The 25,653-nt window shown below is 53.4% G+C and carries 8 protein-coding genes; all 8 read right to left on the bottom strand.

Going from position 1 to position 25,653, the window contains the following annotated elements; all coding sequences use genetic code 11:
• Nucleotides 1–20: 20 nt before the first annotated feature.
• The 8 genes from QEH57_RS08275 to QEH57_RS08240 all read right to left on the bottom strand — a co-directional run bounded on the left by QEH57_RS08275 (nucleotide 21) and on the right by QEH57_RS08240 (nucleotide 25,532).
• Complete coding sequence (locus QEH57_RS08275) at nucleotides 21–3,800, bottom strand: hypothetical protein (RefSeq protein WP_309006244.1); 3,780 nt, start codon at nucleotides 3,798–3,800, stop codon at nucleotides 21–23.
• Nucleotides 3,801–5,781: 1,981 nt separating this feature from the next.
• Nucleotides 5,782–6,312 carry a VPDSG-CTERM sorting domain-containing protein gene (locus QEH57_RS08270; protein WP_309006243.1) on the bottom strand — a complete coding sequence of 177 codons (531 nt, stop codon included), beginning with the start codon at nucleotides 6,310–6,312 and terminating at the stop codon, nucleotides 5,782–5,784.
• 236 nt (nucleotides 6,313–6,548) lie between these two features.
• Nucleotides 6,549–7,970, bottom strand: coding sequence for an O-antigen ligase family protein (locus QEH57_RS08265; RefSeq protein ID WP_309006242.1), 1,422 nt, complete (start codon nucleotides 7,968–7,970; stop codon nucleotides 6,549–6,551).
• Between the two features lie 119 nt (nucleotides 7,971–8,089).
• Nucleotides 8,090–9,673, bottom strand: coding sequence for a hypothetical protein (locus QEH57_RS08260; RefSeq protein WP_309006241.1), 1,584 nt, complete (start codon nucleotides 9,671–9,673; stop codon nucleotides 8,090–8,092).
• Complete coding sequence (locus QEH57_RS08255; protein ID WP_309006240.1) at nucleotides 9,670–10,281, bottom strand: polysaccharide biosynthesis/export family protein; 612 nt, start codon at nucleotides 10,279–10,281, stop codon at nucleotides 9,670–9,672. Before QEH57_RS08255 ends, QEH57_RS08260 begins: the two co-directional genes overlap by 4 nt.
• A gap of 216 nt (nucleotides 10,282–10,497) precedes the next feature.
• Entirely contained in the window at nucleotides 10,498–11,247 is a 750-nt protein-coding gene (locus QEH57_RS08250; protein WP_309006239.1) for a hypothetical protein, read from the bottom strand.
• A gap of 16 nt (nucleotides 11,248–11,263) precedes the next feature.
• Entirely contained in the window at nucleotides 11,264–15,394 is a 4,131-nt protein-coding gene (locus tag QEH57_RS08245; protein WP_309006238.1) for a hypothetical protein, read from the bottom strand.
• A gap of 49 nt (nucleotides 15,395–15,443) precedes the next feature.
• A complete protein-coding gene (locus QEH57_RS08240; protein WP_309006237.1) occupies nucleotides 15,444–25,532 on the bottom strand; it encodes a TIM-barrel domain-containing protein in 10,089 nt (3,362 codons plus the stop codon).
• Nucleotides 25,533–25,653: the final 121 nt, after the last annotated feature.

Raw genomic sequence — 25,653 nt, 5'->3', positions numbered from 1 at the left:
TAAGGTCGTTGTATATTCGTTTAGTCGGCTTTGGTGCGGTTTACGACGACTCTGAATAGATAGGGCGGTGGAAGCTGGCCTAGATTTATTCTTGTTTCGATTTGGTCGCGTTCGTCATCGCACAATTGCGCCGAAATGTTGGAGGTGATAATGGTGTCTTCCTCTTCTGGGAGATCTTGCCATGCCAAAGTAGCGTTGGTTTGCTCTACTTGGAAGTTCAAGCCGTCAAGCTGTTGCGATGGATAATAGCGCAAAACGAGCCAAGCTTGCTGGTTGTCGTCGAATTGGAGGTATGAGCGAATAAAGAGGTGGAGGTCCACGGTTTCTGACACGAGCGCTCCTTTCGGTAGGAGAGGGCTCTGTAGCGCATTTTTCCATGTAGCATAGGCTGGTCGGTTTGAACTACCCTCGCCGTCGTATAGACCGATGTCTCGAAAGTACTGGAAAAATTGCAGAAAGACGGGGTTAAATTCGCCGCGGTCTGCGAGCTCCTTTTGGCGCAGCCAAGTGTAGTCTGTATCTCGGATCTCGTAATTTATGATAAATTCTACCGGGTGGGAGGATTTCTCCATTTCGTAGAGGAAGTGTTTCATATAGAGGTCCTGCTTTTCCGGTGACCCCGAAAAGTGCGTATCGAAGATTGTGAAGGGATCCGCGGTGTAGCCGCTCTCCGTGATGGCGATTGGCTTGTCATGGGCATCTAGTTCTTCGAGCAATTCGAAAAGCGATTGGTACATCCCGCTGGGGATTAGCTCAGCGTTGAATTTTCCGAAGTGTGGGTAATGTGATATTCCGAGTATGTCGGTGATGGGAAGAATGCGTCGCAACCCTTCGATTTGTTGTTTTCGGGCGTTTGGCGGTTGTTGGTCGAACTTAAATGGCACTCCGAACTCGTCCGTCATCAGCGAGGTGGATGACACGGATACAATAAGTGGAATGTGCGCGGTATCGGGGTCTTCTTTGAGCGCATGGTATAGGTGTGTTTGTAGTTCGATGTATTCGTCGAAGCGGACTGGGTCTTCGGGGATCGATTCGGATGCCTCTAGTCCGACGACCAAGTAATCAGGTTCGAAGTAGCGGATAACCCGCTTTGCGTAGTTTACGAGGGCTGTCTTGACGGGGTCGTCATTGAAGCGGAGCTTGCTCCAAGGAAAGGGGAGAAATGCGTCCGTCGTTTCCTTGTAGTCACCGACAGGTTCGATAATGAAACCGTCGTCGTCTATGAATGCTGTGCTTCGTCCGTAACCCCAGTAGCCTTCGAGCCTGCTGCGTGGGTTTCCTGTAGGACTGAAGCTTACGACTCGTTTGTGGTTCTCCGGTACCTCTCTTCTTAATTTTTCCCAGTAGCCAAGTAAATCGTTCGAAAAGGGAGGAATGTCGCCTTCGAGATCGTCGGCAAGGGCCTCTGGCCATGGAATTCCACCGTCGAGCTGAAGGTTTACGATGTCGGAATCGTCAGCGATCCGCTTCCACATCCAGTCGTCAACTTCCTTGATTTCGGCTAGATCGCTCGCGGAGTCATAGGGAGTGTGGCTAAAGCCCAGGTAGTAGCTCCGGCGTTGTTCGGCTGGAAGTTTCCACCATCCGCGATTCATGCTTTGGGTGCGCAGGGTGTGGTAGGCTCGCTTTTTGGAGTAGTCGCGCTTGAGGAAACCAGTTTCGGTCACGCGGTCCGAGTCAAAAAGGGAGGTGAACCCTAAGTGCTGGATACGATTAGGGTAGCGGTCCCATATCTCGAATAATGCTAGGGTGAATTGGCTTTGCTTGGTTTCGGAACTTCCAATTGAGGGTGAGCTAGAATGAGCGAGTTCATGGAGGCGGACAGTTAATTCATTGGGAAGGGTTGCCAGCAAGGCTTCGATGTCTTGTGCGATTACGATGGGCTCTCGCCCTTCTTTCGGCTGGTAGTCTATCCCTAAGAAATCCTGTTTTGTGAGGAGTTCTTCCAGTTTCGTAGGAAGTGAATTAAGGTTGTCTGTGGAATCGAGGCTGCATCGAAAACCGAGTTTGGGTTTCGATTCACATGTAGCGTCTAAGTATCCATGCAATGATTGGATGAATGCTGTTAGGTCGTCCCAGAATATGTTTGGTTCGACGTCCGGCGAGTATGTCTGGATGTCGGTTCCTAGTTGAATCGAGGCAAGGGTGTTGGGGCCCGTTTCTTCCAGGATAGCTTCAATGAGATCAAAGAAGCGCGGCTTTACGTATTCGCTACTCCAGGATGTGAGTTGAAAGGAAAGCGCGGAGCGCAGTTCAGGTGGGACGGTTAACTCTTCTCCATCAATAAGGTTTAGGGTCAAGGATAGCTTAATGCCGAGCTCTCGACAAAGTTCAACGGTGTCAGGGATCTGCCCTAGATCGATGGCTTTAGTGTCTCCGTTTCCCAGGTCTAGGTCGGCCCACGAAACGGTAAGGTGGAGACAATCTACTCCAAGTTCCTGAAGTTCCGATTTATGGTCGACCAGTTGTGATAGATCTCCGTTGGCATCGAATCCGAAAGTGCGCCCGGCTTTAGGGTGAATCGCGGGGGTGGACATCTTGAAGTGATCATTCGGATCGCCCCGCCAAGCAGAAGTGGAAGGTGGGGGAGAATCGGAATTGACGGCGATTGGGGCAGCTGCGTCGCCGAAACTGTCATTGTCTCGGTCTTCAAAGTAATAGTGTAGGGAGGAATGCGACGGATTGTGGGGAGCTGTATCGAAAGCGTCGAAAACTCCGTCTGAATCGCTATCCGTGGTTTTTTCCTTTGCCGCGAGATCTGTAAATTCGATGTCGAAGTAGCTTTTCCATATGGTGAGGGCCGGTTTTGGCTCGCCCTGGGTGTTGGCCAAGCCAGCAATGTATTGAAGCTTTTCGCGTGGGTCTTCTGTCGCTGAGCCTTCGTCTGCTATTTGTGTGTAAACGATGAAGGGGGACCGGTGTTCGAAGGCTTGAAGTAGGAGTTCGTCTAGTTTTTCGAATTGCGTTGCTGGGCTGAGGGAATCGGTGGGTGGAAATGCTTGGGAAGCGAAGGCAATCTGCGCGAAGGCTAGCGGTTTTCCTAGTTGGTCTGCGTATTCGAATGCAGGTGCGTAGTAGGAGGAGATGGAAGTGTCGTTGCTATAAAGCTCAGGAAGTGAGCTGAGGGCGATAAGATTGGAGACTTCTACAAGGCTTGCGGGCTCGTTGGTGAGGATGTCGGGGTAAGTATCACGGCTAGATTCTAGGAGCGATTGAGATTCGGGGCTAATCCCTGAAAGCGTTTCATAGTCGAGAGATAGAGCGTATTTTACTTCTGGATACTCGATTGCTAGTTTTGAGTGGGTTGAAAATATTAAGCTTTTCAACTCTGGCCAAACTTGAGGAGCTTCAGCGAGGGCTTGGTTTGCCCGAGGGGCGACTGAAATATAGTCAGGTTCGAAGTAGTCGATAGCTGCTCTAAGAAAGTTAGTATAGGCGGTCTTTACGCTGGCGCTCGAAAACTTGTAGCTGTCCCAAGGGGGTGAAAGGGGCTGGTGAGGAAGCTCCTTCCATTCCGTCGATAGGGAGGTGTAGTGGGAGTTTGGATAAGGCGAGACGTCGAGGAACAGATCGACTTCTGGGGGAAGGTTTGACTTTAGCTCAGCCCATTCGGCTAGAAGGCTCGCGGGGTAGTTTTGCCATTCGGATTCGTTTGAGGCTATGGTCCAGGGAATGCTGGGAGTTAGGCTGAGCTTGACGAGATCGTGAGGCGGTGGGCTATTCGTTTTCTGAAGATCGTCGTACTCTACGCCGAGTCGAAGTTCTCTGAGCTCGGTTGCCCTTGGCGTTAGTATCCCCATGAAGCCGCCGCCGGGGAGCAGGTCGATCGTAAGGGGAGTATCGGGGGATCGGTTGGGTAGTGTCGAACGTCGTATTGAGACTGGGTCGAGGTCTTCGTAGTAACGCAGGTCGTAGCGGACATTGTCTAGGAAAGGTAGGTTGACTTCAAAGTTTTGGAGGGGGGCCTGGGATGCGTTGAGGATGAATAGATACCATCGCTGATTGTGGCGTCGCGCCATCACAACGCGCTCTCCTAGGGAGCTTTCGTTAAGTGCGATTGTCTCGTCCCAAGTCGTTGGGATTTCCTGCATCGCTTCTCGAGCCAAGTTTTCGTTTACGAGCAGCAAGGGGGCCTCCCATACGGAGATTAGGGGCGTATCTGTTACAGCGAGGCTGGCGATTTCAAAGAGTGTCGTGCTAGGACCGCGGCGGTTGGGATCTAGCGATAGTGCGTTGATGAGGTTGGGTCCCATCAGGTTTCGGGTAAAGGGCAGGATGGTGTGCTGCCGAAGGGGGAGGCTGGTTTGATTTGCGAGTAACGCGTTTTCTTGGCCATAGCTGCCATCAGCGGTGAGTAAGTTCGGAAATGGCCGAGTGAGACCGGTTCCTTGATGTTGGCCTGAGAAGGCTACCTGAAGGCGAAGTGTTGCGCTGGCTTTCAGTAGGTCGCGAATGGCTTCTGCTGTTTTAGCGCTACGATTGTCATCATCGGGAGTGAATTCGATCAACAGGCCGGTTATTCCGGCTTGATTGTATAGCCAGAGAAGTTGGTCTCTTTCTTCTGCGGTATCGAGGTCGGCGAAAGGGATATGGAGGAAGAGTCCTATGGGGCGGTTTCTAGCTCTGGCTTGGCCAGCTAGTTGCTGTAAGCTTTCGTACCAGCTAAGGCTTTCGGTTTGGAACCCATTTTCCCAGCCTTTGCCAATGAGAAGATAGTCGAAGCCGAGTAAGGTCGCGTAGTCGAGGTATTCGAGTTGTAAGTCAAAATTTCCGGATTCGAGGGGAGCGTTCCAATAGGCGGAAAGCATTTTTCCAGGTTTTATCCAGTGTGAGGATGGTCCAGCGGGAAAGGCTAGAGGGTCTGGTTCTTCTGATAGAGCGGAGATTATTGCGCGAGTTTCGTAGAGTTCGGGGAGCGAGTCTGCGATGACGGAAAGCCGCCAAGCTGTGTAGTCGCCGCCGTATTGGGTCCACTGTGGATCTGGGACGTGAACGTGTAGCCTGCTTGAATTTTCGTAGGATACGAATTGCATGCGGGGAGAGAGCGGGGTTGCTACTTCGCACAATAGTGCGTAGTATCCGTGGATTGGATACGTTACTAGAACGGGCGATTCAGTGAACGACGACAGGGGGGAGGGGGGGCTCGTTTGCCAGAGGGACTCTGACTCGGCTTGATACCAGATCCGATCCGCTGATTGAGGCAGATCCCAACTTGTCACCTCGTTTTGGATAGATCGCTTTCCGTAGTCGGGGATTTCGTAGCGCAAAGCGAGGGCATTGTTGAAAAGCCTGATTTCGATTATCAAAAGGGCGTCCACGTCGGAGTTTCTTGCAACCCAGAGATCGAAACGATTGTAGCTCGAGTGGATGCCGTGCTGCTCCGTCTGTTGTTGTGAGCGTTCGACGAGGGAAGTCGATTTCACGTCGGCTCCGAATAGAACTCCATCTACTTCTATTCCTAGTGGCGAATCTAGGCTGATAGGGTTTCCGTCGTAGTATATTGAATACAGTAGGGATGAGTCGTCGGATAGGCTGAAGTTCGCAGTGAGGCGTCCGTCAGGGCTTTGAATTGCTTGCCCCAGCGACGTGTAAGCCGAAAAGAATGCGACGAGTGCGGAGGAGAGGCAAAGTATGAGGGGGCGGAGCACGTTGAATTTTAGGGCGTCTAATGGTTGAAGCTGCTTTATATTGGTGGAAGTCCGGCTGTGATGGGAACAAAAAAGACCTCCCCTATGGGGGGAGGTCTTCAAAGTATAGCCTTCTCTTGAGGCTGCCATATCTTTAGCGGAATCGGCGACGAAGGGCTGCGATTCCGACTATTGAGAAGCTTAGCAACGCAAGCGCGGAGCTGTGGTCAGGGACGTTTGCGACGGTGATGACAAGCAGTTCTTGGCTGAATGCGGAGGGGACTATATCTCCTGTGTAGATCGCTCCACCGATTCCGCTAGCAAGGTAACCCACCCCGGATCCCAGGTTGAAGGAGAACTCTGCAGGGTTGTCGCCGAGCTTGTCGCCGTTTGGCCATTCAAATACAAGTGACCATTCAGGGGTTGGGATGTCGCTAGAGGATAGAGTGAACGCTGGCGAATTAGCATTGCCGGTCCAGACGAAGCCGAAGAAGCTGATTTCGCCCGTTGGGAAAACCGCGCTGTCGATGATGAAGCCGTCGTTGTTCGCGTCTTCTCCGGTGAAGGTGCCATAAAGGATTCCGCCGTCGGAGAATCCGGAGTGTTGGAAATTAAAGGTGATGGCCGAGGAGGTGCTGATTGCTACGATAGACAGTAGGGTGAGGAGGATAGTCTTAGTTTTCATAGGAGCTGAACGGAAGGTGGTTAAGTGAAATCGTAAACCCTGCAGCAGCTATCATACCAGAAAACAGGAGGAGGAGGAGGAGGGGCGTGTATTCTTTTGATTATAAGCGGCTTGAGGATCGCCGTCAGATTCCTTTGTTCGTTCGCCAGCTTTACGATTTGTAAGGAATCAGAACCATTGCGCTGGTTGATTTCTTAAGTTGTTGATTTTGAGGGGAATAGGCGGTTCGGCTTTTCTTACACTTTTCGAGTCTCCACGCTCTCATCAAGAGTTGGGAGCGCTTGAGACCAGCGATAGAGTACGGTAGCGATGGTTGCTAATAGCCACCAGCCTTTTAGCGGGAACAGGAAGACGTCGACTTGAAGCCCGAAGGTAAGGACTGAAACCATGGCTACCTGAATTGCTACGAGTATTTTATATTCCAGTTGCCAGTCCGGTCGCGGCTTAAAAGTTCGTGCAGCTTTGTTTGCGTAATAGAGCAGGGTGCCGACGAACGAGTAGAAGAGAAGCCACCCGAAGACGCCTACTTCCAAGAAAAACTGTAGAAACGTATTGTGAACGGTGCTCTTTTCGGCGGTCAGTCCTCCTTTGACGTACTTGGGGATCTCATATTCGTTGCCGACGCCCATACCCACCAGCCAGTTGTCATTGATGATGCGCATGCCTGCTTTCCAGTATTCGATGCGTACACGCATGGCAGCGGAGTTTTCGAGGTCGTAGTTTTCGATGTCTAGGATTCGGTTGTAGACGTCCGGCGGCATTAGCAAAAGGCCGATTCCGGCAACGACGATCCCAATGAGAAGGTGGAAGGTTCGGATTTTGAAAAGACCGAGTCCGATACAGAGGGCACAGGTTAGGGCAGCTTGCAGCATGACAGCCCGAGTATTGGTAAGCATGACGTTGTACAAAGTAAGGCCGAGAGCTGAGGCTAGCGCGGTCATTCGCCAGATCTGACGCTGGGACCTTTGTAAGAGATAGATCAAAAAAGGCAGGGTCATGATCATGTTGATACCGTAGACTGCGGCATGCGAAGTAGGTCCCATGCTCCGCCGCAGAGCGTGACCGCCAAGCGTTTCCCATTCTGCCCTGTCTTGCCAGACGGTAGACCAACGGTTCTCGGTGGTTTGGGCTCCTTTTCCTGGGTCGACTTCAGTTTGTATGCCTTCGTCTCTTCCAGATCCGAGGTGCCAGTCGTACGTAGAGTAGAGCACAGCTAGCAAACTGGCGCCTATCCAGATTCCGAGTATCGCGTAGATCTGCTTCCTCGTCCGGAAAAAGTTTAAATACATGAAGAGGAAAATGCAGTTCGCGCCTATGGTACCGAGTGCTCGTTTTGTTCCTCCGACGTCCGAACTGACGAACAAGCCAAAAGAGGCTATGATCACGTAGCCACCGTAGAGAATCCATGACTTGTCCCAGATGATGCGCTCCTTTCGTGTAATTCGGTAGAGCATCAGGACCGCTAGGGTTCCCAGTGCAACGAAGCGCATGATCGAAATAGTGAATTCCGAGGTGTCGTCCGTGAATCGTTGGATCCGTTCTAGCGGAAGTAGGAAGGTGAGGAATGCGAACCCGAAGAAGGGCCAACGCAACGTGGCGATTGCGATGGGAATCGAGAGTCCCATCGCTAGGGCGATCGCAGGGCTGCGTAGAGCCATAGCGACGAGCCCAACACATGCTGCGATAGTTCCGGCTAAGCCTAGGACAGTGGCTCTGCTGAGGGCCAAGGGTGGCAATGTGGGAAGGATTCGGTTGGCTGGCATCTAGGCGAGGCTGGCTAGAAGCGAGAGGATTCGAATTCCCCTAAGAGTACCACTCCACGAATGGAACGGAGGCTTTTTATGTCGTATATGCGTGAGTCCAACCATTCTAGCAGGAGTGCCAATCCGAAGCCGAGACCGAAAGACCCGATTACTGCAGCGAGCATGATCAACAGTCTTTTCGGCGCTGAGGGCTTGGGGTTGTATGCAGGAGCAGCTAGGATGTTGACGTTGGCGAATTCACTCTTGCTGAGCGCTTCTCGTGAACTTGCTTCAGAGAGCTTTAAGGCGCTCTCTTCGAGTCTTTTTTCTGCGACACCGATCTCTATCTGGAGCTTGCGGATCTCGCTCTCAGCATGGTTCAAGGCCTGAATCCGGCCGCGCAAGTCTAGGAGTTGTTCGTTGGCTTTGGCTATGGCCGACTTGAGGGAAGCTGATTGGATCTCGGTGGATTCTAGTTCGGATTCGAATCGAGAACGTATCGGATTGCGAGTGAACTTGGTGCTGAGCACAACATCGGTGTTCTCTGTGTCGATCAGCTCTCTTATTGCAGCGATTTCGAAGTCGATCGCTTGAATTTGCGGTGATTCTTCTAGGAAATCAGAAAGAAGGTTGGCTCTTCTCGAAGTGAGTCCAGCCAAGGTTTGGCTGAGGGCGGCTCGGTTGGCGTTGGGTTCTTCGACCTTTTCTGCAAGCACGAAGGTTTCGATGTCCGCTAGGTTGTCTAGGATGGCTTGTCTTGTCTCCTCCAATTGCGCCAGCTGTCGGCTCCTGTCTAAGCGTTCCGCTTCGATAGACATCCTGAGTGACTCCAAATTGTTGCGGGCTTGCGAGATGGAGCCGATTCCGAGAGAGCGCTTCCTTTCCAAGAGTTCGGCGTTCTTCAGCTTCAGTTGGGAATCGTAGTTTTGGACTTGTTCCTGAAAAATCGAAATGGTGGTCGCATTGCTCAGGAATCGCTCCCGATGGAGCGTCAGGTATTTCCGAATTAGTGTATCTAGTATATCTTGCGCCAGAATGGGGTCTGGCAGTTGGAGATAGAGCTGAATAACGTTGGAATCCTTCACTTGTTCAATGCTTAGGCGCCTTTGAATCCCGATTACAGCCAGTTCTTTCTCGCTCAACCGCGCCCGCAAATTGAGAGTAATTAGGGCTTCGTTAAGGGAGCTTTTGCTCCATCTCGCGAAGCCTTTGAGTTGCTGCTTTACCCATTGTATCGCTGATTGCGGTTCGGTTGTTCGAGGCTCGAAGCGTTCCATTCCAATTTCTTCGATAACGTCTTCGAGAAGACCGACGTTCGATAGAAGCGAAATGTAAGTATTGATTTCCTCCTTCATTACGCCTTGGCGGTGCACCGTTCCTTTGTCGACGGCAATAGGTACATCGGCGTTTTCAGGCCCTAGGGAAACGATGAGCGAGGCTGTGGTATCGTACAGGTCGCTTTTGAATTGGAGTCCGACGTATGCGAGGAGCGTGGTGAGGATGACGACGGATGCTATCAATTTCTTCTTCCGCTTAGCGACACCTAGAATGTCTTCGCTCAGGTCCTCAATGGATGGTCCGGCGTCCTTTTCGATCGTGGTAATGTGGCTGGTGTTCATCGTTTGAGGTCCTCGCTGTAGTAGTTGGCATTCACACTGCGAGAAAAGGGAAGGATTTCATTGATGTACGAGTCTATGAAGTGGGAGAACTTCGAGATGCCTGTTTTGGGTACGATGACGATGTCTTTAGGCTGTAGGTAAAGGTCGTGATAAGGAGCGGGGTCTAGGTTGTTGAAGTCAAAAACCAGGTATGCCGGTATGTCTTTCCCAGTATCCCTTATCACGAAGGCTTTTTTGAGGGCAGCTCCCTTGCGAGTGCCTCCCGCTTGCAGGATCGCCTGCCGTACCGTGGTGCCTTCTTGGTAAGGAAGGCGACCGTTGAGCGTTACCTCGCCGCCGACGTAAATGTAAAGTGGGTGGCTGCTTACGAGGTCTAGCGTGAGGTCGGAAAAGCGTAGCACTTTGGCGTATGCGTTCTCAAGTTTGTCCTCCAGCTCTTCGAGCGTAAGCCTCGAGGCCTGGAAGGCAGGTATGTGCGGTGGGGATATCCAGCCGTCCGGTTGAACGGTGATGTCGCGGTTTCCACTCAGTTCGGTCGCGAAATCGATTCGTAGTACGTCACCCGGCTGGATCGCATAGCGATACGGGCTTGCGCTTTGGGAGTACATGGAGGCGGGCTGAAGTTCTCCGCGAAAGCTGTTTCTAGTTGGATGGGGAGTGGTGCATCCGCTGAGGCAAAGGCTTGCTAGGGCTAGCGCCGCGTAGCGGTACAAGCGGTTCCGTATCTGGACGCGTTCAAGAGAGGAAATGGAAATCATGGCTTCAGAAGGAAAGGAGGTTTGCGGCAGTGGGACGGTGTGTACAGAATCTTCGAGGAGGCTTGATTATTTTCCGAGGTACTCGATCCAGTCGCCGTCTATTTCCGCGCGCTCTACGCTGCTGACCAGGCGTCCCTCGAACTCTGCCCGAAAAGTAGTGGAGGTTCCATAGACGAGAAGGAGGTCTGCAGAGCCTTCAGCGCGAAATGCATGGGCAACTCCAGGGGGAATGATGACACCTGCATTGTTGTCGCCAGGAGAATCGTCGCCGTCGATAACGACGCGCATCTGTCGTCGGGGCATTCCTGCTCGTTCGTCGACGAGAAATAGTTCTACGGTGCCTAGTAGGAAAAACGACATTTCCCATTGTTCTTTGCGGTAGTCTCGGAGGCTGTAGTTTTCTGGTTCGTCGATGAATTGCCTGCGAAACCAATCTTCAGGTTTATGGTCGGGCGGGACGTAGGGGGGATGGATATGGAAACCCTTCATCGTTCCTGAATACATGAGCGCGGAGGACCATTGCTTTGGAGAGAAGCCCATCTTTTGCATTAGGTTCTCTTCAAGCCTGACTATCTCGCCGAAATGTCCGCGCTGGCGTTGCCTGTGAACGCGGCGCGGCATCAGCTCGACGCCGGGTATCCAATTATCGGGACGCACGCTAAGGTTAATGATCTCCTTGGCTTCGACGCCGGTCGATCGCAGGCGTTCGTTGAGATTGTGATCTGTATAGTCTCGCAGTTCTAGGCGTTCCTGCGCTTCGGTGCGAAGACCTGCATAGAGCGACTTGCTGATAGGATCTTTGTGTGTGTTACTCATAGTTCAATAGAAGGAGCTATTGCTGATGGAGGATGAAGCGGAAAAAGCGGGACTTCGCATTGTTGTCGACTTCAAGGTTGATGCGTTGGTGGAGGATCTTGACTGGTTTGTTTCTGCTTTCGAGTTCGAGAATTGCACTTTGAATCGCTTCGGAGGGTAGGGCATGCCAATCAACCAAATCGTCGCTGGTATCGATCTCAAGTCTGGGAGAACTTTCACTTTCGATTGCTGGTTGATACCATGCGATTTCTCTCATCCCGTCTTTTGTCGAAATATAAGGTGGGCCTAATCGTCGAACCGCCGCGGAATCAGCCGCGAGAGGGTCGAGTTGAAAAAACGATTCCCATATTGTGGGGATACCGTCCGCATCGTAGTCGACGAGGGCTGCCAAAGGGGAGACTTCGCGATCAATGCGGAAGACGCCTCCACCTTCTACGCCGGCGTAGACGATCCCTTTTTGCGTTGGATGGGCGGCTAATGAAATTGTGAGTTCGTGGGGCATGCCTTCCCGTATGGGCGTCCAAGTGTCGCCTTGGTTTTCGCTGAGGTAGACGCCGTCCGTTATGGTGCCTGCATAGAGGGTGTGAGGGTTGCTAGGGTCGATCAAGACGGTTAGCAGAGTGAGGTGGCTACCTAGCCCGTCGTTAATGGCTTCGAACGATCGTCCTGAATCGTAGGACCGAAGAATTCCAGCTTGGGTGGTCGCGCAGAATATAGTGCTGGGTTGGGCGGGATCGATGGAGACGAATCCGACGGTGTTACGGGAGCGTAAGGGCGTGATGCCTCCGCTCCACGATTTCCCGTAGTCGTCGCTGAAATACAGTCCGTTCGAATAGGTGCTGGCAGCGAGTTCGCCTGGGTGGCCGCGTTGCTGTAGGGACGATACGACTAGGTCGGATGGCAGGTCCGTAGGAGTCCAGCTTAGGCCTCGGTCTTCGCTGACGAAGAAGCCGAATTCCACGGTGGAAGCATAGGCTGTATTCTTCTGGAAAGGATCGAACGCTACATAGTTGGCATCGGCTCCATGGATAGCGGTCGATGCCCATGTCGAGCCCCCGTCGGTCGAGCGGAACACTCCTTCACTTGTTCCGCATAGAAGTGTATCAACGACTAGATTCGATGCGGCGATGTGATAGGCGACAGAGGATTCGAGTCCGGATTCAGTTCCTCGGCTAGTCCAGCTTTGTCCGCGATTTTCGGAAATGTGGATGGCGGGAAGCCCACCGTCGTTGTTCGCTCTTGTAAGGTAGAAGCGGTCCGGATTGAGAGGATCTTGGAGGATGCTTGTGATTGGGTTGAGCTCGTAGCTTGCGTGCGGGAGTTCCAGATTTTGCCAGCTTGCGCCGCTAAAGTCAGCTAGATAGAGTCCCTCTCTTTGAGCGGCAACGAAGAGCTGTTCAAAGTAGGGGTCCGCTTCGATCGCTACAATCTTGTCGGCGTCGAAACGGTCGCTGGAAATGAGGCTCCACGGTGAGCTTGAATCTGGTTTTCGGTACAAGCCTGCTGCATCGACTGCGGCGAAGAGGTTGGCTCCAGCCGATTTCAGGAATGTGATTTCGTTGGAAGGCAGGTTTTCAGCTGCATTTCTCCAGGAAATGCCTTCATCTTCGGAAGCATAAAGTACGCCGCCAGCGCCGCCGACGTAGTAGCTGGGTGTGGGAGTGGATTGGATGGAGAACGCGGTTGAGTAGGCCACCTTTTGGCCAAGCATGTTCCAAGTTTGGCCTTGGTTTCGCGTGACTGCCAGACCGATGGTGGTCCCGGCGTAAACCTCCTTGTCATTCTCCGGGTTCATTTCGACGTGAAGCAGTCTTTGATCCTGTAGACCTGTCCTGGCCCAGCTCAGTCCGGCGTCCTCGGATTTGAACATGCCGCTATTCAGAGTCGCTGCGAAAAGCAGATCCGGCGTTTCCTTTCCGATAGCGATTCCGCGAACGAGGTCGGTTATGCCACTCGAGCTCCGTTTCCAGTCGTTTGTTTCGCTATCGAGCCGTTGTAGGCCAAGGCCACGACTTCCCACGAAGAGTTCTTCGTTGTCCACAGCGGACAGAGCTATCGGCAAATTTCCGACTGTTTCCTCGGGCGGAAGTCCTAGGCTTTCCCAGGTTTTTCCTCCATCCAGGGAGCGGAATGCTCCGAGGTTTTCAACTGAGCAAAAGAGGAGGTTTTCCGTCGTGCGGCTATGGAGGATGTGAGTAACGTTTTTTCCTTCAGGAAGGGTGCCGGTATAGCGTTGCCAAGATTCGCCGGCGTTTTCGCTGAGATAAGTGGCGCCTTGGGCAGCTGCGGCGAGAGATTGTCTGTCGAAGGGATCGATGGACAACGAGAATATATACTCTTCTTCCATGCCTGTTGAGCTCGCTGCCCACTCGGAGCCCTCGGATAGGGTTTTGTAAATCCCACCGCCAGCGGTGGCGGCATAAGCGACTTCACTGAGCTCTGGATCGACTTGAATGTCTAAGACGCGGTGGTTAAGTCCGACCTGCCGTGGTGCGAGGTTTAAACTGTCGTTGCGAGAGGAATACACATTTCCGTCGAAGGTTACGATATATAGGCCTTCGAAGGGGACAGCTCGAATCGCTTTGATCCCGCTGGCTAGGGTTGGTCCGGGCTGAAAGTCGCGGTCGTTTGTGGTGAAGAATATGTTTCCTGCTGCACTTCCGTAGTATGCGAAGCCTTCCTTGACCGGGTCGACTTCGACGGCGGTTATCAGGGATGGTACGGCAACGTTTGTCCCCATTTTCCAATTACGCCCATTGTCTTTGCTTATGAAAATGCCAACTTCCGTTGCGCAATAGAAGGTTTGGCTGCCCAGGCTAGATTGGTCGATATCGTGGATGCTGGTAGGGTAGATGCCTTCTGAGCGTTGGGTCCAGGTAAGGCCTGCGTCTTCGCTGAACCAAACGCCGGCTCGCTCAGTTCCGGCGTACACATGTCCGGAGCGGGTTGGGTGCGGGGTAAGCTCGAAGATGAGGTGGTCCTTCATGCTTGGGGCTTGGCTCCAGTCCAGCGTGGAATCGGCGCCGTCGTCTTCGGCCCGCCATACTCCGCTATCGAGTCCTGCCAAAACGTAGGATTTATCTTCGTGGACGAGTGAAGCGAGGGCGTCGGGAAAGTTGTTTTGAACGCCTTGGGATACATTTGTGAGGGTCTTGCCGTCATCGAGCGTGAGGTCGAGAGTGTCCTCGAATCCGGCTAGGATAAATTTCCCTTCCGTTTCCGGAAAGGGAATCACTAAGCGGGTTGGCTGCGAATTCCAGAGGTCCCAGATGTCGTCGTCCGCGCCTTCTAGGTAGAAGACGCCAACGCCACTGGACGCGAGGAGCCGTCCGTCGGGGTGGAAGACGAGGTGGTCCACATTGGCGTCGGGAAGATTGTGTTTGAGGGAACTCCAGGATTCGTCGCTCGCTCCTCGGATGAAAACCCCTTTGTTGGTTGCAGCGTAGAGGACTTCTCCGACGCTAGGGTCGGAGACGAGGTCGAAGACAACGTGGTTTTCGATTCCTTCATTCCACGGCTCCCAATTCGCGCCCCCGTCGATGGTACGCCATACGCCGAGTCCGTCGGTTCCAAGGTAGGCGACTGGTGAAAAGGTACGGGAATGCAGAGCGCTTATACACGGAAGGTTGTCTCGGTTGGACGGGAGCCAGTAGTCGCCTCCGTCTGCGGAGAAGTAGGGACCGTCGAAGGAGCAGGAGATGAGTAGTTGTGGATTGAGAGGAGAGATGCTGATGCCTCGTATATTGAGGTTTGGGAGCCCCTCGTTGGCTGGAGTCCAGCTTTGGCCTCCGTCTTGCGTCTTGTAGATTCCCCGTTCGAACGTAGCGGCATAGAAAGTGTTCTCGGTGCTCGGGTCGGCTTCAATGTCTTGTACGAAAGCTGAGCTGAATTCCGCTCCGATGCTTTGCCAGTTCAGGCCGCCGTTTTCGCTCAGGTAGACGCCGTTGAAGAATGTCCCGATCATGACGCGATCCTGGTCGAAGGGGTCGAGGGCGTAGGCGAATGCGGTGGTAAGGTAGGGGCCTATTGGTTTCCAACTCTCCGCTGCTGCTTCTGACGAATCGGCTGCCGAGAGCCCACAGCCCGCTATCGCGAAGCACGTAGCGGTGCGGCAAATGAACCGATTGAACGTCTGGTGAACTGACATAAGAGAAGGAAGGTGAGTCGGTCTTGTATGGAGCCGAATTGGAATGAGGCTAGTCTTTAGTTTCGTGGTTGGCTGCTTCTGGGGAGCGTTCGCCTAATTCTATTCGGATAAAGATGGAAGAATTGGAGTCGTCGAGAATAGGGTAGGCCCATGCGTTTCGTAGGACTCCATTGGTGTCTCGGTAGAAGGGGCCTTCGGGGGCAGGGAGAGGGAGTAGCGGGTCCCATTCCTGCAGGTTTTGGGAAATCTGCAACTGGTAGGTCAGGCCTTTGTTAGGAAGACCATTCTGGATCCAGTCTATCTTCTCCCATTCATCGTGAGATGCGGCTCCTGGGAGGATGATTACAAGGTTTCCCTTTCCGTCTGGCTCAGAGTGGATGATGGGCGACGGGTCTTCGTCGGCGCTGAACGGGTCTAGGTCGAAGGCGTACTCGAAGCGGTTGGGCCAGCCGTCGAGGTCAGGGTCGGCGGCTGGGTCGGCTAGTTCTGGGGCTGCTCCGTGTCGAATCGCGCTCCAGCTTTGGTAGCTTTGTTGGGCGATGAAGCGTAGGGTGGCTCCGCCACCAGGCAGAAGGTGGAGCGAAATGTCGCTTTCGCTACCGATATCGCTATGCTCGGTGCGTGCTAGGGTTTGCGAATCGGTATCAGTGAGAAGAGTTAAGTCGTAGCGGAATGCCTCGAGGAAGCTCAGGTCTAGTCGTTGGATTGAGAGCGGGGCTGAGCTGGAGCCGTTGGCGGCGAATAGCCACCAGTCGCTGGCTTTACGTCGAGCGATCACGGCGGACTCTCCTAGTTGGCTGTGGGCGAGAACTTTCGTTTGGTCCCAGACAGTCGGCATGTGGGACAGTAGGTCGTCGGCCGTGTCGTTCGAAAAGAGAACTTCTGGAGAATCCGCGTAGTGGAGAAGTGGAGACGTAGCTAGGCCAGCCATCGCTACTTGGTGGGCCAGTGTGGTGTCTCCGGTTTTTCGGGAGTCGAGGGTGACTGGAGTGTAGTCGCCGGGGCCGGCTGGGAATCGGGCGAAAGGGAGTATGACGTTGTGGGAAGGCGGGATGAGTAAATCTGGGGAGTCCTCCCATAGTACGCCGACGTTTTCCAAGCCGGATAGGCCTTCTCGAGTAATTTCGTTAGGGTAGGTGCGGTGTAGGCCGTGAGCTTTATGGGTACCGTGGAAGTTGACCATAAGCTTCCGTGCGGCGCAGGCTTTTAGGAGCTCTTCGTGAAGGATTACGTTAGCGAGCGATTCGCTATCGTCGCCATAGATAAGGTCGAACTTGATGCCAACGACGCCAGCAGCTTGAGCTTGGTCTAAGAAGGATTCGCGCGTGATCGGATCTCGGACTTCGGAAAGGTCCTTCCAAATCCAAATGCCGATCTGCCGGTAGTCGGACCGGGCATAGTCGACGAGTTCGGCGAGTCGTTGGAACGCGTCCTTATTCTCGGTCGCGAACCCGCTTTCCCAGTGGATGTCGATAACGACGTAGTCCATTCCTCTCGCGGCTGCCCAGTCCACGAATTCAAGCTGACGGTGGAAGTCACCGCCTGAATCTTGATCGCTCCACCAAGACCAGAGCGCTTTGCCGGGGCGTATCCATTTCTCGCTGGCCCCGTTAGGAAAGAACTCTGCCGCTGGCGGTTCGTTGAGGTGGGTGGAGAGCGCCGAATTTACTAACGTGTCTAGATCAGGGGCGACTACGGTGTAGCGCCAAGGACTGAGTCTGGACGCTGGGATTGCCCACTGCGTATCGTCCAGGAAACTGGCCCTGAGGGCGGTATTCGTGAAGCTTGCTCTTAGGGTCATACCGCTGTATTCGCGTAGTGAGGCTTCGGATACGAATAGGTAGTGGCTTGATTCTGGGAGCTGGGCGAGGGCCTGTCCGCCAATATCTTCGTTTAGCAAACCAATCTTAAGTGAGCGAAATTGGCCTTCGTAGTTGCTGGTGCTGTTTTGAAACCAGAGAGTCGTGTCTTGGGGGAAATTCCATGAAGACGATTCGCCCTTTATTCGCTGGCTTCCTTCGAGGTTGGGGATTTGGTAGCGGTATGCGAGTCCGTCGTCGAAGAGGCGGATCTCCAGTGCAAGGGTTGGAGCGTCGAAGTCGATGCTGTAGGCTTTGATAGTATAGCTTCGGTAGTGGCTACGCAGGAGCGGGCCGTTGGCCACTGTTCTGTAGGAAGCGTCGACTGTACCTAAGTCCTGCAGGGTGAGGCGGAGCAGCCCGGCTCCGAGTTTGTGCTCGCCAATCTCAATGCCGAGTTCGGATTTTCCAAGCACTTGAACGTTTCCGTGGTTTAGGGAGAGGTACAGGTTATTGGCGCTGTCGATACCGAAGCGAGCTTGCAAGTTTTGGTTGGGGCTAGAGAGTTCGAGTATCCGTTCGGGGATCTGCGCTTCGATTCGAGGCAGATCACGATAGTGGGTCCAGATACTGGTAGCAGGTCGGCTGTCACCGTTTTCTTCATACAAACCAATGCTTTCGAATATTTTGAAGAATTCGGTTAGGGCTGGAGAGGTGAAGGGCGGAGTTTCTTGCGCTCGAAGCCTCAGCTTGTCGAGGCGTGGGGTGAAGTCTTTTATCCCGTAGTTGAGAATGAATTCGAAGCCCCCTGCTTCTTCTGCGAGAGCGAAGAGCATCTTCATGTACTTCGCCTGTTTCTCTTGGCTGGATTCGTATTCGAGGGTTCCGATCTTGAAGGAGTCTGCGGGATAGCCAGTCTCGGTGATGGCGAGTGGCTGGTGCGTAACTTGACGCAATTCGGCGAATAGTCTTCGGAAGGATTCCATGGGGAGGCTTTCGTTTGGAAAGCGCATCTTTATTGGATGCAGGGAAAGCCCGACGATGTCGGTATAGGGCAGTAAAGCATGGAGCATGCCGTAGTGCGTGTTTACTAGGTTTGGGTCCTTGATTGCGGAGACGAGGTAGGGAATGCCTCGTTCGTCGCGCATGAAGTATTCGGCGCTGAAGGAGGTTACTATCTTAACGTCTGCGTAGCGCGGGTCCGATTTAAGAGCTTCGTAGACGTAGGAGTGAAGCTCTAGGTACTGGTTGAAAAAGGTGGTTCCCCCTTCGATCGCTTCATTGGCTTCTACCGCTAGGTTGAGGTATTCGGGTTGGAAGTAGTCGATGCTTCGCTTGGCGTAGTTGAGGAAGGCTCGCTTGGTGGATTCGTGATTGATCTTTCGGTTTTTCCAGAGGCCGGGCGGGATGCGTTGGTTGTAGTCTTGGAAAATTCCGTTCGCGACGCGGTTGCCGTTGTCGTCCTGATAGAAGCCTTCTCCGTAGCCCCAGTATGCTGCCGGATGTTTTCGTGGGAGGCCTAATGCGTTGATGGATACCATTATGTTTTTGGAGCCGGTGTCGCGAGATCGAAGGCTTTCCCAATGGCTGCGAACGTTTTGGCTGTAGGGTAGCTGTTCGCTGGAGAAATCGTCCGAGAGCGCCTCGATCCAAGGTACACCTTTATCGAAATGGAATTCGAGCAGGTCGGCGTGGCTTTCTGCCATTTCGAAAATATCGTCTAGGACTGAGTCGATGAATGGCTGAGTGGGGTCCTCGTCGCCGGGGTTCAAGTCGTAGGGATCTGTGGTGAGTCCAAGTTGGATACTGCGTCGCGAGACTTCTGGAAGGACGTCCCATCCGCGTTCGAAGGTTGCGTTGCGGAAGGTTGCGTAAGCTGGTTTGGGGTCGAGGTAGGTACCGAGGAGGCCTGTAGAAGCGGCAAGGGATTCGCGTTGGCTCAAGAGGAAGTCGGAGCCGTGGTATTTGGCGCTTTTTTCGGCGAAAATTTTTGCCTCGGCTGGATTGCGATCAATTAAATCGGATAGGCGGAGGTGCGGAATTTGGTCGGAGTATTTATCCCAGAGGGAGAATAGGTCGCTGATAAAGTAGGATTGCTTGAGGTTTGAGCTGTAGGTGCCGGAAGAGGATGGATACGCGATCGGTCCGAGGTGAAAAAGCGTGCTTGGGTAAGCGTCGAGGAAGGTTTCCATTTGTTGACGCCAGAGGGTCGAGCTGAGGGTGATGCTCTGTTCGTTAGGCCAAGGGAGGTAATTGATGGCTATCCAGTCGACATTCTGAGAGAGAAGGTCTACCTCGCTCGCGTTTTCTATGGCGGCTGCGTTTTCGAGGTAGACGCTAACTCCTATGCTAGGGGAAGGGAGGAAGAGTGCTTGGGCGTCGCTGCTCGCTTGGTCGATGAATGAATGGAAAGCTGGTAGCGAGTCCGCCAGTTCGGGTTGTAGGACTAGTTCTCCGATGGTGAGGTGTCGAAGAGGGCGACCGTCTAGGGTGGCCTGAATTTGCTCGAGTCGGTCAGCGTAGCTGATTGCTAGAGCTTGGTTGTCAAAGGGCGTTTCGGCGAATTCCGACGGCACGTTACGCTGTCCTTCTAGGATAGGGCCAAAGCTGAGGTCGAGCGACCAATTGTCGGGGATTTTGGCAAGCGCGTTGGCCAAGGCGGCAAGGGAGTGTGGCGAGTCCGGGTTGTCGATTTCTTGCCAGTCCAACTGGAAGGATAGGGCGTCAACTCCGATATCTCGGGCGAACTTCAAAAGCGCTTCTGTGTTTCCGGTCTCGAGCGGGATGGGAGCGCTTATGCTGCGTCCGTTTCTTTGGCGATGCGGGCTTCTAAGGCTGTAGTCGTTGTCGTCGAGGTCGGTAGCATTTCCGACGAGGCCGAAGATTGGGTCGTTCGAAAATACGATATAGGGGGCGTTCGGGTCGCCTTGTAAGTCTCCGTCTTTGTCTTCGAAAACGAGTTGGGCGAGGGTATCGGGTATCTGTTTCGAATAGAGCAAGGTGACGGAATCCGTCCCTTGGGGAATGCGGAGGGTTGTGATGTTGGTCTCTTCAGATCGGTACCAGCCAATGGGCACGGTAGCGAGCTTCTGGATACTGCCGCTAGAATGGTACAGCTTTCCGTCGACCAATGCTAGTTCGATATCGGAGGAAGAATCGTGCAAGTTCAGCCAAATGGAGCGCTCCTGCGGTTCCCATTCTCCCTCGTATTGGAAGTGGATGTGGCGCCTCAGGTCTTCGGTTTGGCTTGATACTTTCGTTGTTAGGTATTCGCCCGCTTTATAGTCGAAGCTGATTCCGTCGTCTTCGTATAGCGTGAATGAGCTTCCGTCGTCTGGGTAAATGTCGATCGTGAGGCTTTCGCTCTCGAGCGATTGCCCGGAGTGTTGGCGAACTGGGCCGCTGGGGATGATCGCGTCGGCGCGCGCGAAGACTGGGAGTTGGCCAATGGGGGCGCTGACGGTGATGGTTTGGCCGCCCTGGAACCGTTGGTTGGTGCGGCGGTCGTACCAGGCGTAGCCGCTGGGGAGGTAGAGGGAGCGTTCGGTGGCGCCGGCCTCGTAAATTGGGGCCACGAGAAGGTAGGGGCCGACCATGAACTCCGTGCTTTGGCTAAAGGTTTTGGAATCGTAGGGAAAGCGCTCGAAGGTAGGCCCGAGGGTCGCGGCGCTATTTTGCTGCGCTTGATGGAATAGCGAATACCAGTAGGGTAGCAGCCGGTAGCGTTGTTCAATTATAGATCGGGCGGTGGCGGTTGTTTCGTCGTCGAATTGCCAAGGTTCTCGGAGCTCGGTGATGCGGTGGGCATGATTACGGAAAAAAGGTGTATAGCTCGCGAAGTGGAGCCAGCGGAGAAAGAGTTCGGAATTAGGAGATCCAAGGAATCCGCCGACGTCGTGTCCGAATTGAGGGGAGCCGCTTAGCGACATGTGGAGGCTCGTTTGGATGGAAACGCGTAAGGCGTCAAACGAGCTGGACGTGTCGCCGCTCCAGGAGGCTGCGTAGCGATGGAACCCAGGATAACCAGCTCGGGTTAGGATGAAAGGCCGTTCGTTCGGCCGCGCCTCGAGCATGGCTTGTTGGGTTTGAGCGAGTTCAGTAAGCGCGAAGAGGTTGCGGGCCTGGGATTCGTCTAGCTGGTTTTCGCCGTCTCCGAAGCGGGCCCCGACGAGGAAGTTGTCTGCCGGTTCGTTGAGATCGTTCCAGATTCCGGATACGGATGCGTCTAACAAGCTTTTGACTCCGTTGCGGTACCAAGTGGCGGTATCTTCTTTGAAGAAGTCCATCCAGCCGACCTTGCCCAGGAAAATTTCGCTTTGGTAAGGCGAGCCGGATTCGTTTTCGACCAGACCGTTTAGGTTCGCGAGGTGTTGCCAGGTGGGCATGTCTTGGGGGACGAAGGGGTCTACGATATTGACGATCCTGAATCCTTGGTCGCGAAGCGCGTCTAGGTGGAGCTTGGGGCTATTGAAGTAGGTTTGGTTCCATTGGAAGGGTTCGTAGTTTTGCATCCAATCGATATCGAGATAAATGGCGTCGGCTGGTATCTCCTGCGATCGAAAGGTGTTGGCTACGTTTTCGACGATATCCCAGGAGTAGTAGCCGTATCGGGATTGGTGAAATCCGAGCGACCATAGGGGTGGGAGTGGAGCGGATCCGGTGAGAGTGTGGTAGGATTTCATCACCGAGGAGGGAAGCGGCCCCGCGAGTACGTAGTAATCGAGACTGGGTTGTTTGCTGCCGAATTCGACTGCGCCTGTTCGGTTTGCGTCTAGGTCGATATAGGAATGAGCGGGAGCATCAACGAATACGCCATGGAAGGTTCGATCGGTTGCGGCCAAATAGAAAGGAGTGCTGGAGTAGAGCGGTCCGTCGAATTCCTCGTACCCGGCGAAATCTCGATTTTGAAGGATGATACGTTCTCCGCGACGATCCAAGGGACCGCCTCGAAGGCCGAGTCCGAAGTAGTGGCGCCCTTCCGGGGCGCTCAGGCGAGTGGATACAAGGGATTGATCTGTTCGCCAAAGAAATCCGAGTTCCGTGTCATCTGTGAGGAGGCTGCCGTTCGCGTCATAGGTTTGTATGGAGAAGGGCGATTTCGTTACGTGGACCCGAATGTTCTCGGAGTCGAGCGTGATGTGGTTCGGCTCGTCGTGGATTGTGACCGTAGGGGACTGTAGGGTTGCTGTTTGAACGGTGCCGGAATCGGACGGGGAGGAGGTGCCTGCTGCGAATTGGCGAATACGTACGACACCTGATTCGACTATGTCGACTTGGATAGAAGCGCTATTGGCGAAATTGAACAGAGCTCCAACTTCTTGGATTTGGATTGAGGTGAGGGTATCTGGTTTCTGTTCGTTGGGGTCTTGGATCGCGAGTCGTGCGGAGGGTCCTGCTGTAGTTGACTTGAAAATACGCAGCGTTGCAAGTTCGCCAGGAGTTAGGGATTCGGGGACGACTATGCTAAGTGTGTCGGTGTCTACTGCGAGGATGGGGGCGGCTTGACCATTGATCCGAACGGAGATTTCGCCGTGGGAGTAGGGGAATGGGTAGGAGTAGGTCTGCGGTTCTTCGATTTCGAGTCCGCTGTGATGCAAGAGAATTGCTTCACCGCGTTTTGGGGTGAGCGTGTTGACGGATAAGATAGAGGGAAGCGGAGAAGCTTGCTCGCCGGTGACGAAACGAACTGTGGAGCTTGCTGGACTTTCGTATCCGGAAACGTCGATGGTGCGCAATCTCGCTTGGTAAGCTGTATTCGGGGCGAGTCCTCTTAAGGTTATAGCCTGTTTAGGGTGGAAGTAGGCGAATTCGGTAAGCTCTCCGTCGGCCAGCCCGTATTCAAGGGCGAGCAGCTGAATATTTGCTTGAAGTTCCAGTTGGTGGATAAACGTGGCGCTATCGGCTGACGGCCCTGAGGGGACAACAGCGAAGCCGTTAGGAGGCAAGGAAACGCGAGTTGCTGCTATTCTATTGGCGAGAAGGATTATGGCATCACCGGCGGGGATATCTATTCCGGAGTTTAGGACCTCGCCGCTGTTGGTTTCTGGAGCTTGTGTTCCTTGTATACGCCGCGGTTGTTGGCGATTCAGAGATCCGAGAGTTTGCGTTTGAGAAAGGCTCGCTTCCAAGGGACCTGGATTGAGCAATACGAAGCCGTTTTCGAAATCACGGCGAATAATTTGAGCTCCGGATTCCTGTATTTGGATATTGGCTACAAGTATGGTTGATGCTTGTTGGATTTTTCCGATGAGCTTTGGAAATTCTGCGGAATCGGGAATGAGGAAAAGAGCTTCGATCGATTGATGGTCGCTTTCGGCGGCGTGGGATTGGTATACGGGGATTTCGAGCTGGTAGGCATGGTCGGAAAACCCTAGGCTTAGCAGTGGTGCTAGCGTTTCAGGAGAGGACTGTTCAACACGGTAGTCGAAGCTGATTCGGTAGGCTTTGCCGCCTTGGACTTGATTGGAATCGAGTTGGTAGCGGAGAAATTCTTTCGGTGCTGCGTCCGAGTTGAGTTCGACGGCAATGGTCGGCTGATTGTCGAGAGATCGACGTGGGTCATCCAGAAGTTGGGCATCGAGCTCGAGTGTGGTGGCGTCAGTCAAGTCGATTGATATGGGAGCTGGATGGGAATCGGTAAGGTTGATTGATTGTGTGTCGGTGATTGGTTGCCCGAGGTAATCCTGACCGAATCGAGAGAGTGTAGCGACTCCGTCCTTGGCTACTGCGTATTCGTCGAACCAGGCGATTGGCGAGCTGGCGTCGACCCAATCGTAGGAAAAGTAGGCGTCGTGCAAGAGGGCTGACGCGAGTCCGAAGCGGACGCGTCGGAGATCTTGGGCACTGGGTGTAGGGAGCCTATCGAGGTTGCCAAGTGGAGTAACTTGGCCATTGGGTGTTCCCAGCCCTGAGCCATTGAAGGAGATGGTCGGGCTGCGAGGCGCTTGGCTGTTTTCCTGCGCTAGGTTCCAGGATCGTCGTAAAGCTTGGAAATTCGCGTCTGAGGAGGTGTCCCACGTCGTTCCCGTTGCAATCTTGAAGGGAGATCCGTTGAATATGAGGCTATGACGTTCGGTGGAACGAGCATCTGCTTGGGCGAGTGAATCTGGATGGTCTACGAGTTGTATGTTCGATGGCAGATGTTTTTGCGCGCTTTGAAGGGTCGCATTCAATCCGCTATGCCAAGCTTGCATCGCGGCTACAGCGGAGTCGCTGGTTCCGTCTCGATCGAGGTCGGGAAGGGCGGTTTCTGTTTGATTGTCGAAAGTAGTGAAGTCTAGGTGATTTGGTAGGACGTTTGCTGAATTTAGAATGAGTCCATCGAAGAGGTCTCCTTTGAAAATGTTATCCTTTACGTGGGTGCCGAGTACATCACCCCAGGCGCTTGCTGCATCCGATCCAATATTCAGGTAAGTATGGGAAGGGGCATGTCTATGGACGATAGGTGTTCCGCTTGCGTCGACGAGTATCCAGTCGTTGGATATTTTTGAGGAGAGGAGTCCGTTCGCAGGAGCGCCGCCCGAGGCGCTTAATGAGAGGTCGGCTTTTGATAGGTCGATTGCCGGAAGAAGTTGTATTTGCGTGTTCTGTTCCTTGATAGACTGGATCCACTCGATTCCTTGTGTTTGGTCTCCGTCGAATCCAGCCAGCAAGTCGAACCGGGAAAGTTCCTCGATGCTTTGCTCCAATGTTTTGCCATGGGTATTGGCGTAGCTGGGGGCGGTGCTTGCGAGCTGCTTGGCGAGACGGGGAAATTGGTGTCGCGGATACCTTAACTCGTTTGCGCTATGCGTTATGGTTCGTTCGAAAAGGTAGATCTCGTCGATGGTGAGGCTTACGTCAGAAGTCGAAGTGATGGAGAAGTGCGCGTTTTCGACATTGCCGAACTGGAGGAAGTATCGAATCGAACCTTTGCTCGGCGAGGAGGCTATATCGATATAAGGCAGATCGTATGATTTTTGGGAACCTGCTTCTTCCCAGTTTCCAGCTACTTTGAAGGGAATTCCTTCGGTGTTGGAGGTGACAAATTGGTAGGTGAATTGGAGGAGGTAGGTTTTATTGCCAGTGAGGGAAGGAGAATTGAAGTACTGAGCGTCTTCCAACTTGAGGGAGGTTTCGCCTATGAGGGGACTCTCATTGGTCAAGCTGCCGTCGGTGAAGTCCTTGTTTGTTTCGATTTCACCCTCGAAGTTTTCCGCGAATTTTATCTCGTCGTATAACCTTGGGTTGGAATCGGAATCGAAAGTGAGTGAGGCTTCGGTGTGCGTCAGCGCGAGTGAGCTGACGGCTGTCAGCGATAAGGCATGGGTAACGCGCGATGGCAGTGAGGAGAGAGGCATCGAGTTAGGGAAAATGAGTAAAAAAAGGCTAAATCAGTGTAAGGAAACGCATGAGTTGGTACTGACACAAGTCGAGAAGCCGTTTGCCCTCCCTGCATTGCACTAGGTTTTTGCCTTAGGG

Source organism: Pelagicoccus sp. SDUM812005, assembly GCF_031127875.1.
In the GTDB taxonomy this organism is placed as follows: domain Bacteria; phylum Verrucomicrobiota; class Verrucomicrobiia; order Opitutales; family Opitutaceae; genus Pelagicoccus.
This window is presented reverse-complemented; position numbering and strand designations above follow the sequence as displayed.

Excerpts from the sequence above, each read along its gene's own strand:
- QEH57_RS08275 (WP_309006244.1), bottom strand. The coding sequence starts at position 3,800 with ATGGGGATACTAACGCCAAGGGCAACCGAGCTCAGAGAACTTCGACTC.
- QEH57_RS08270 (WP_309006243.1), bottom strand. The coding sequence starts at position 6,312 with ATGAAAACTAAGACTATCCTCCTCACCCTACTGTCTATCGTAGCAATC.
- QEH57_RS08265 (WP_309006242.1), bottom strand. The coding sequence starts at position 7,970 with ATGGCTCTACGCAGCCCTGCGATCGCCCTAGCGATGGGACTCTCGATT.
- QEH57_RS08260 (WP_309006241.1), bottom strand. The coding sequence starts at position 9,673 with ATGAACACCAGCCACATTACCACGATCGAAAAGGACGCCGGACCATCC.
- QEH57_RS08255 (WP_309006240.1), bottom strand. The coding sequence starts at position 10,281 with ATGTACTCCCAAAGCGCAAGCCCGTATCGCTATGCGATCCAGCCGGGT.
- QEH57_RS08250 (WP_309006239.1), bottom strand. The coding sequence starts at position 11,247 with ATGAGTAACACACACAAAGATCCTATCAGCAAGTCGCTCTATGCAGGT.
- QEH57_RS08245 (WP_309006238.1), bottom strand. The coding sequence starts at position 15,394 with ATGTCAGTTCACCAGACGTTCAATCGGTTCATTTGCCGCACCGCTACG.
- QEH57_RS08240 (WP_309006237.1), bottom strand. The coding sequence starts at position 25,532 with ATGCCTCTCTCCTCACTGCCATCGCGCGTTACCCATGCCTTATCGCTG.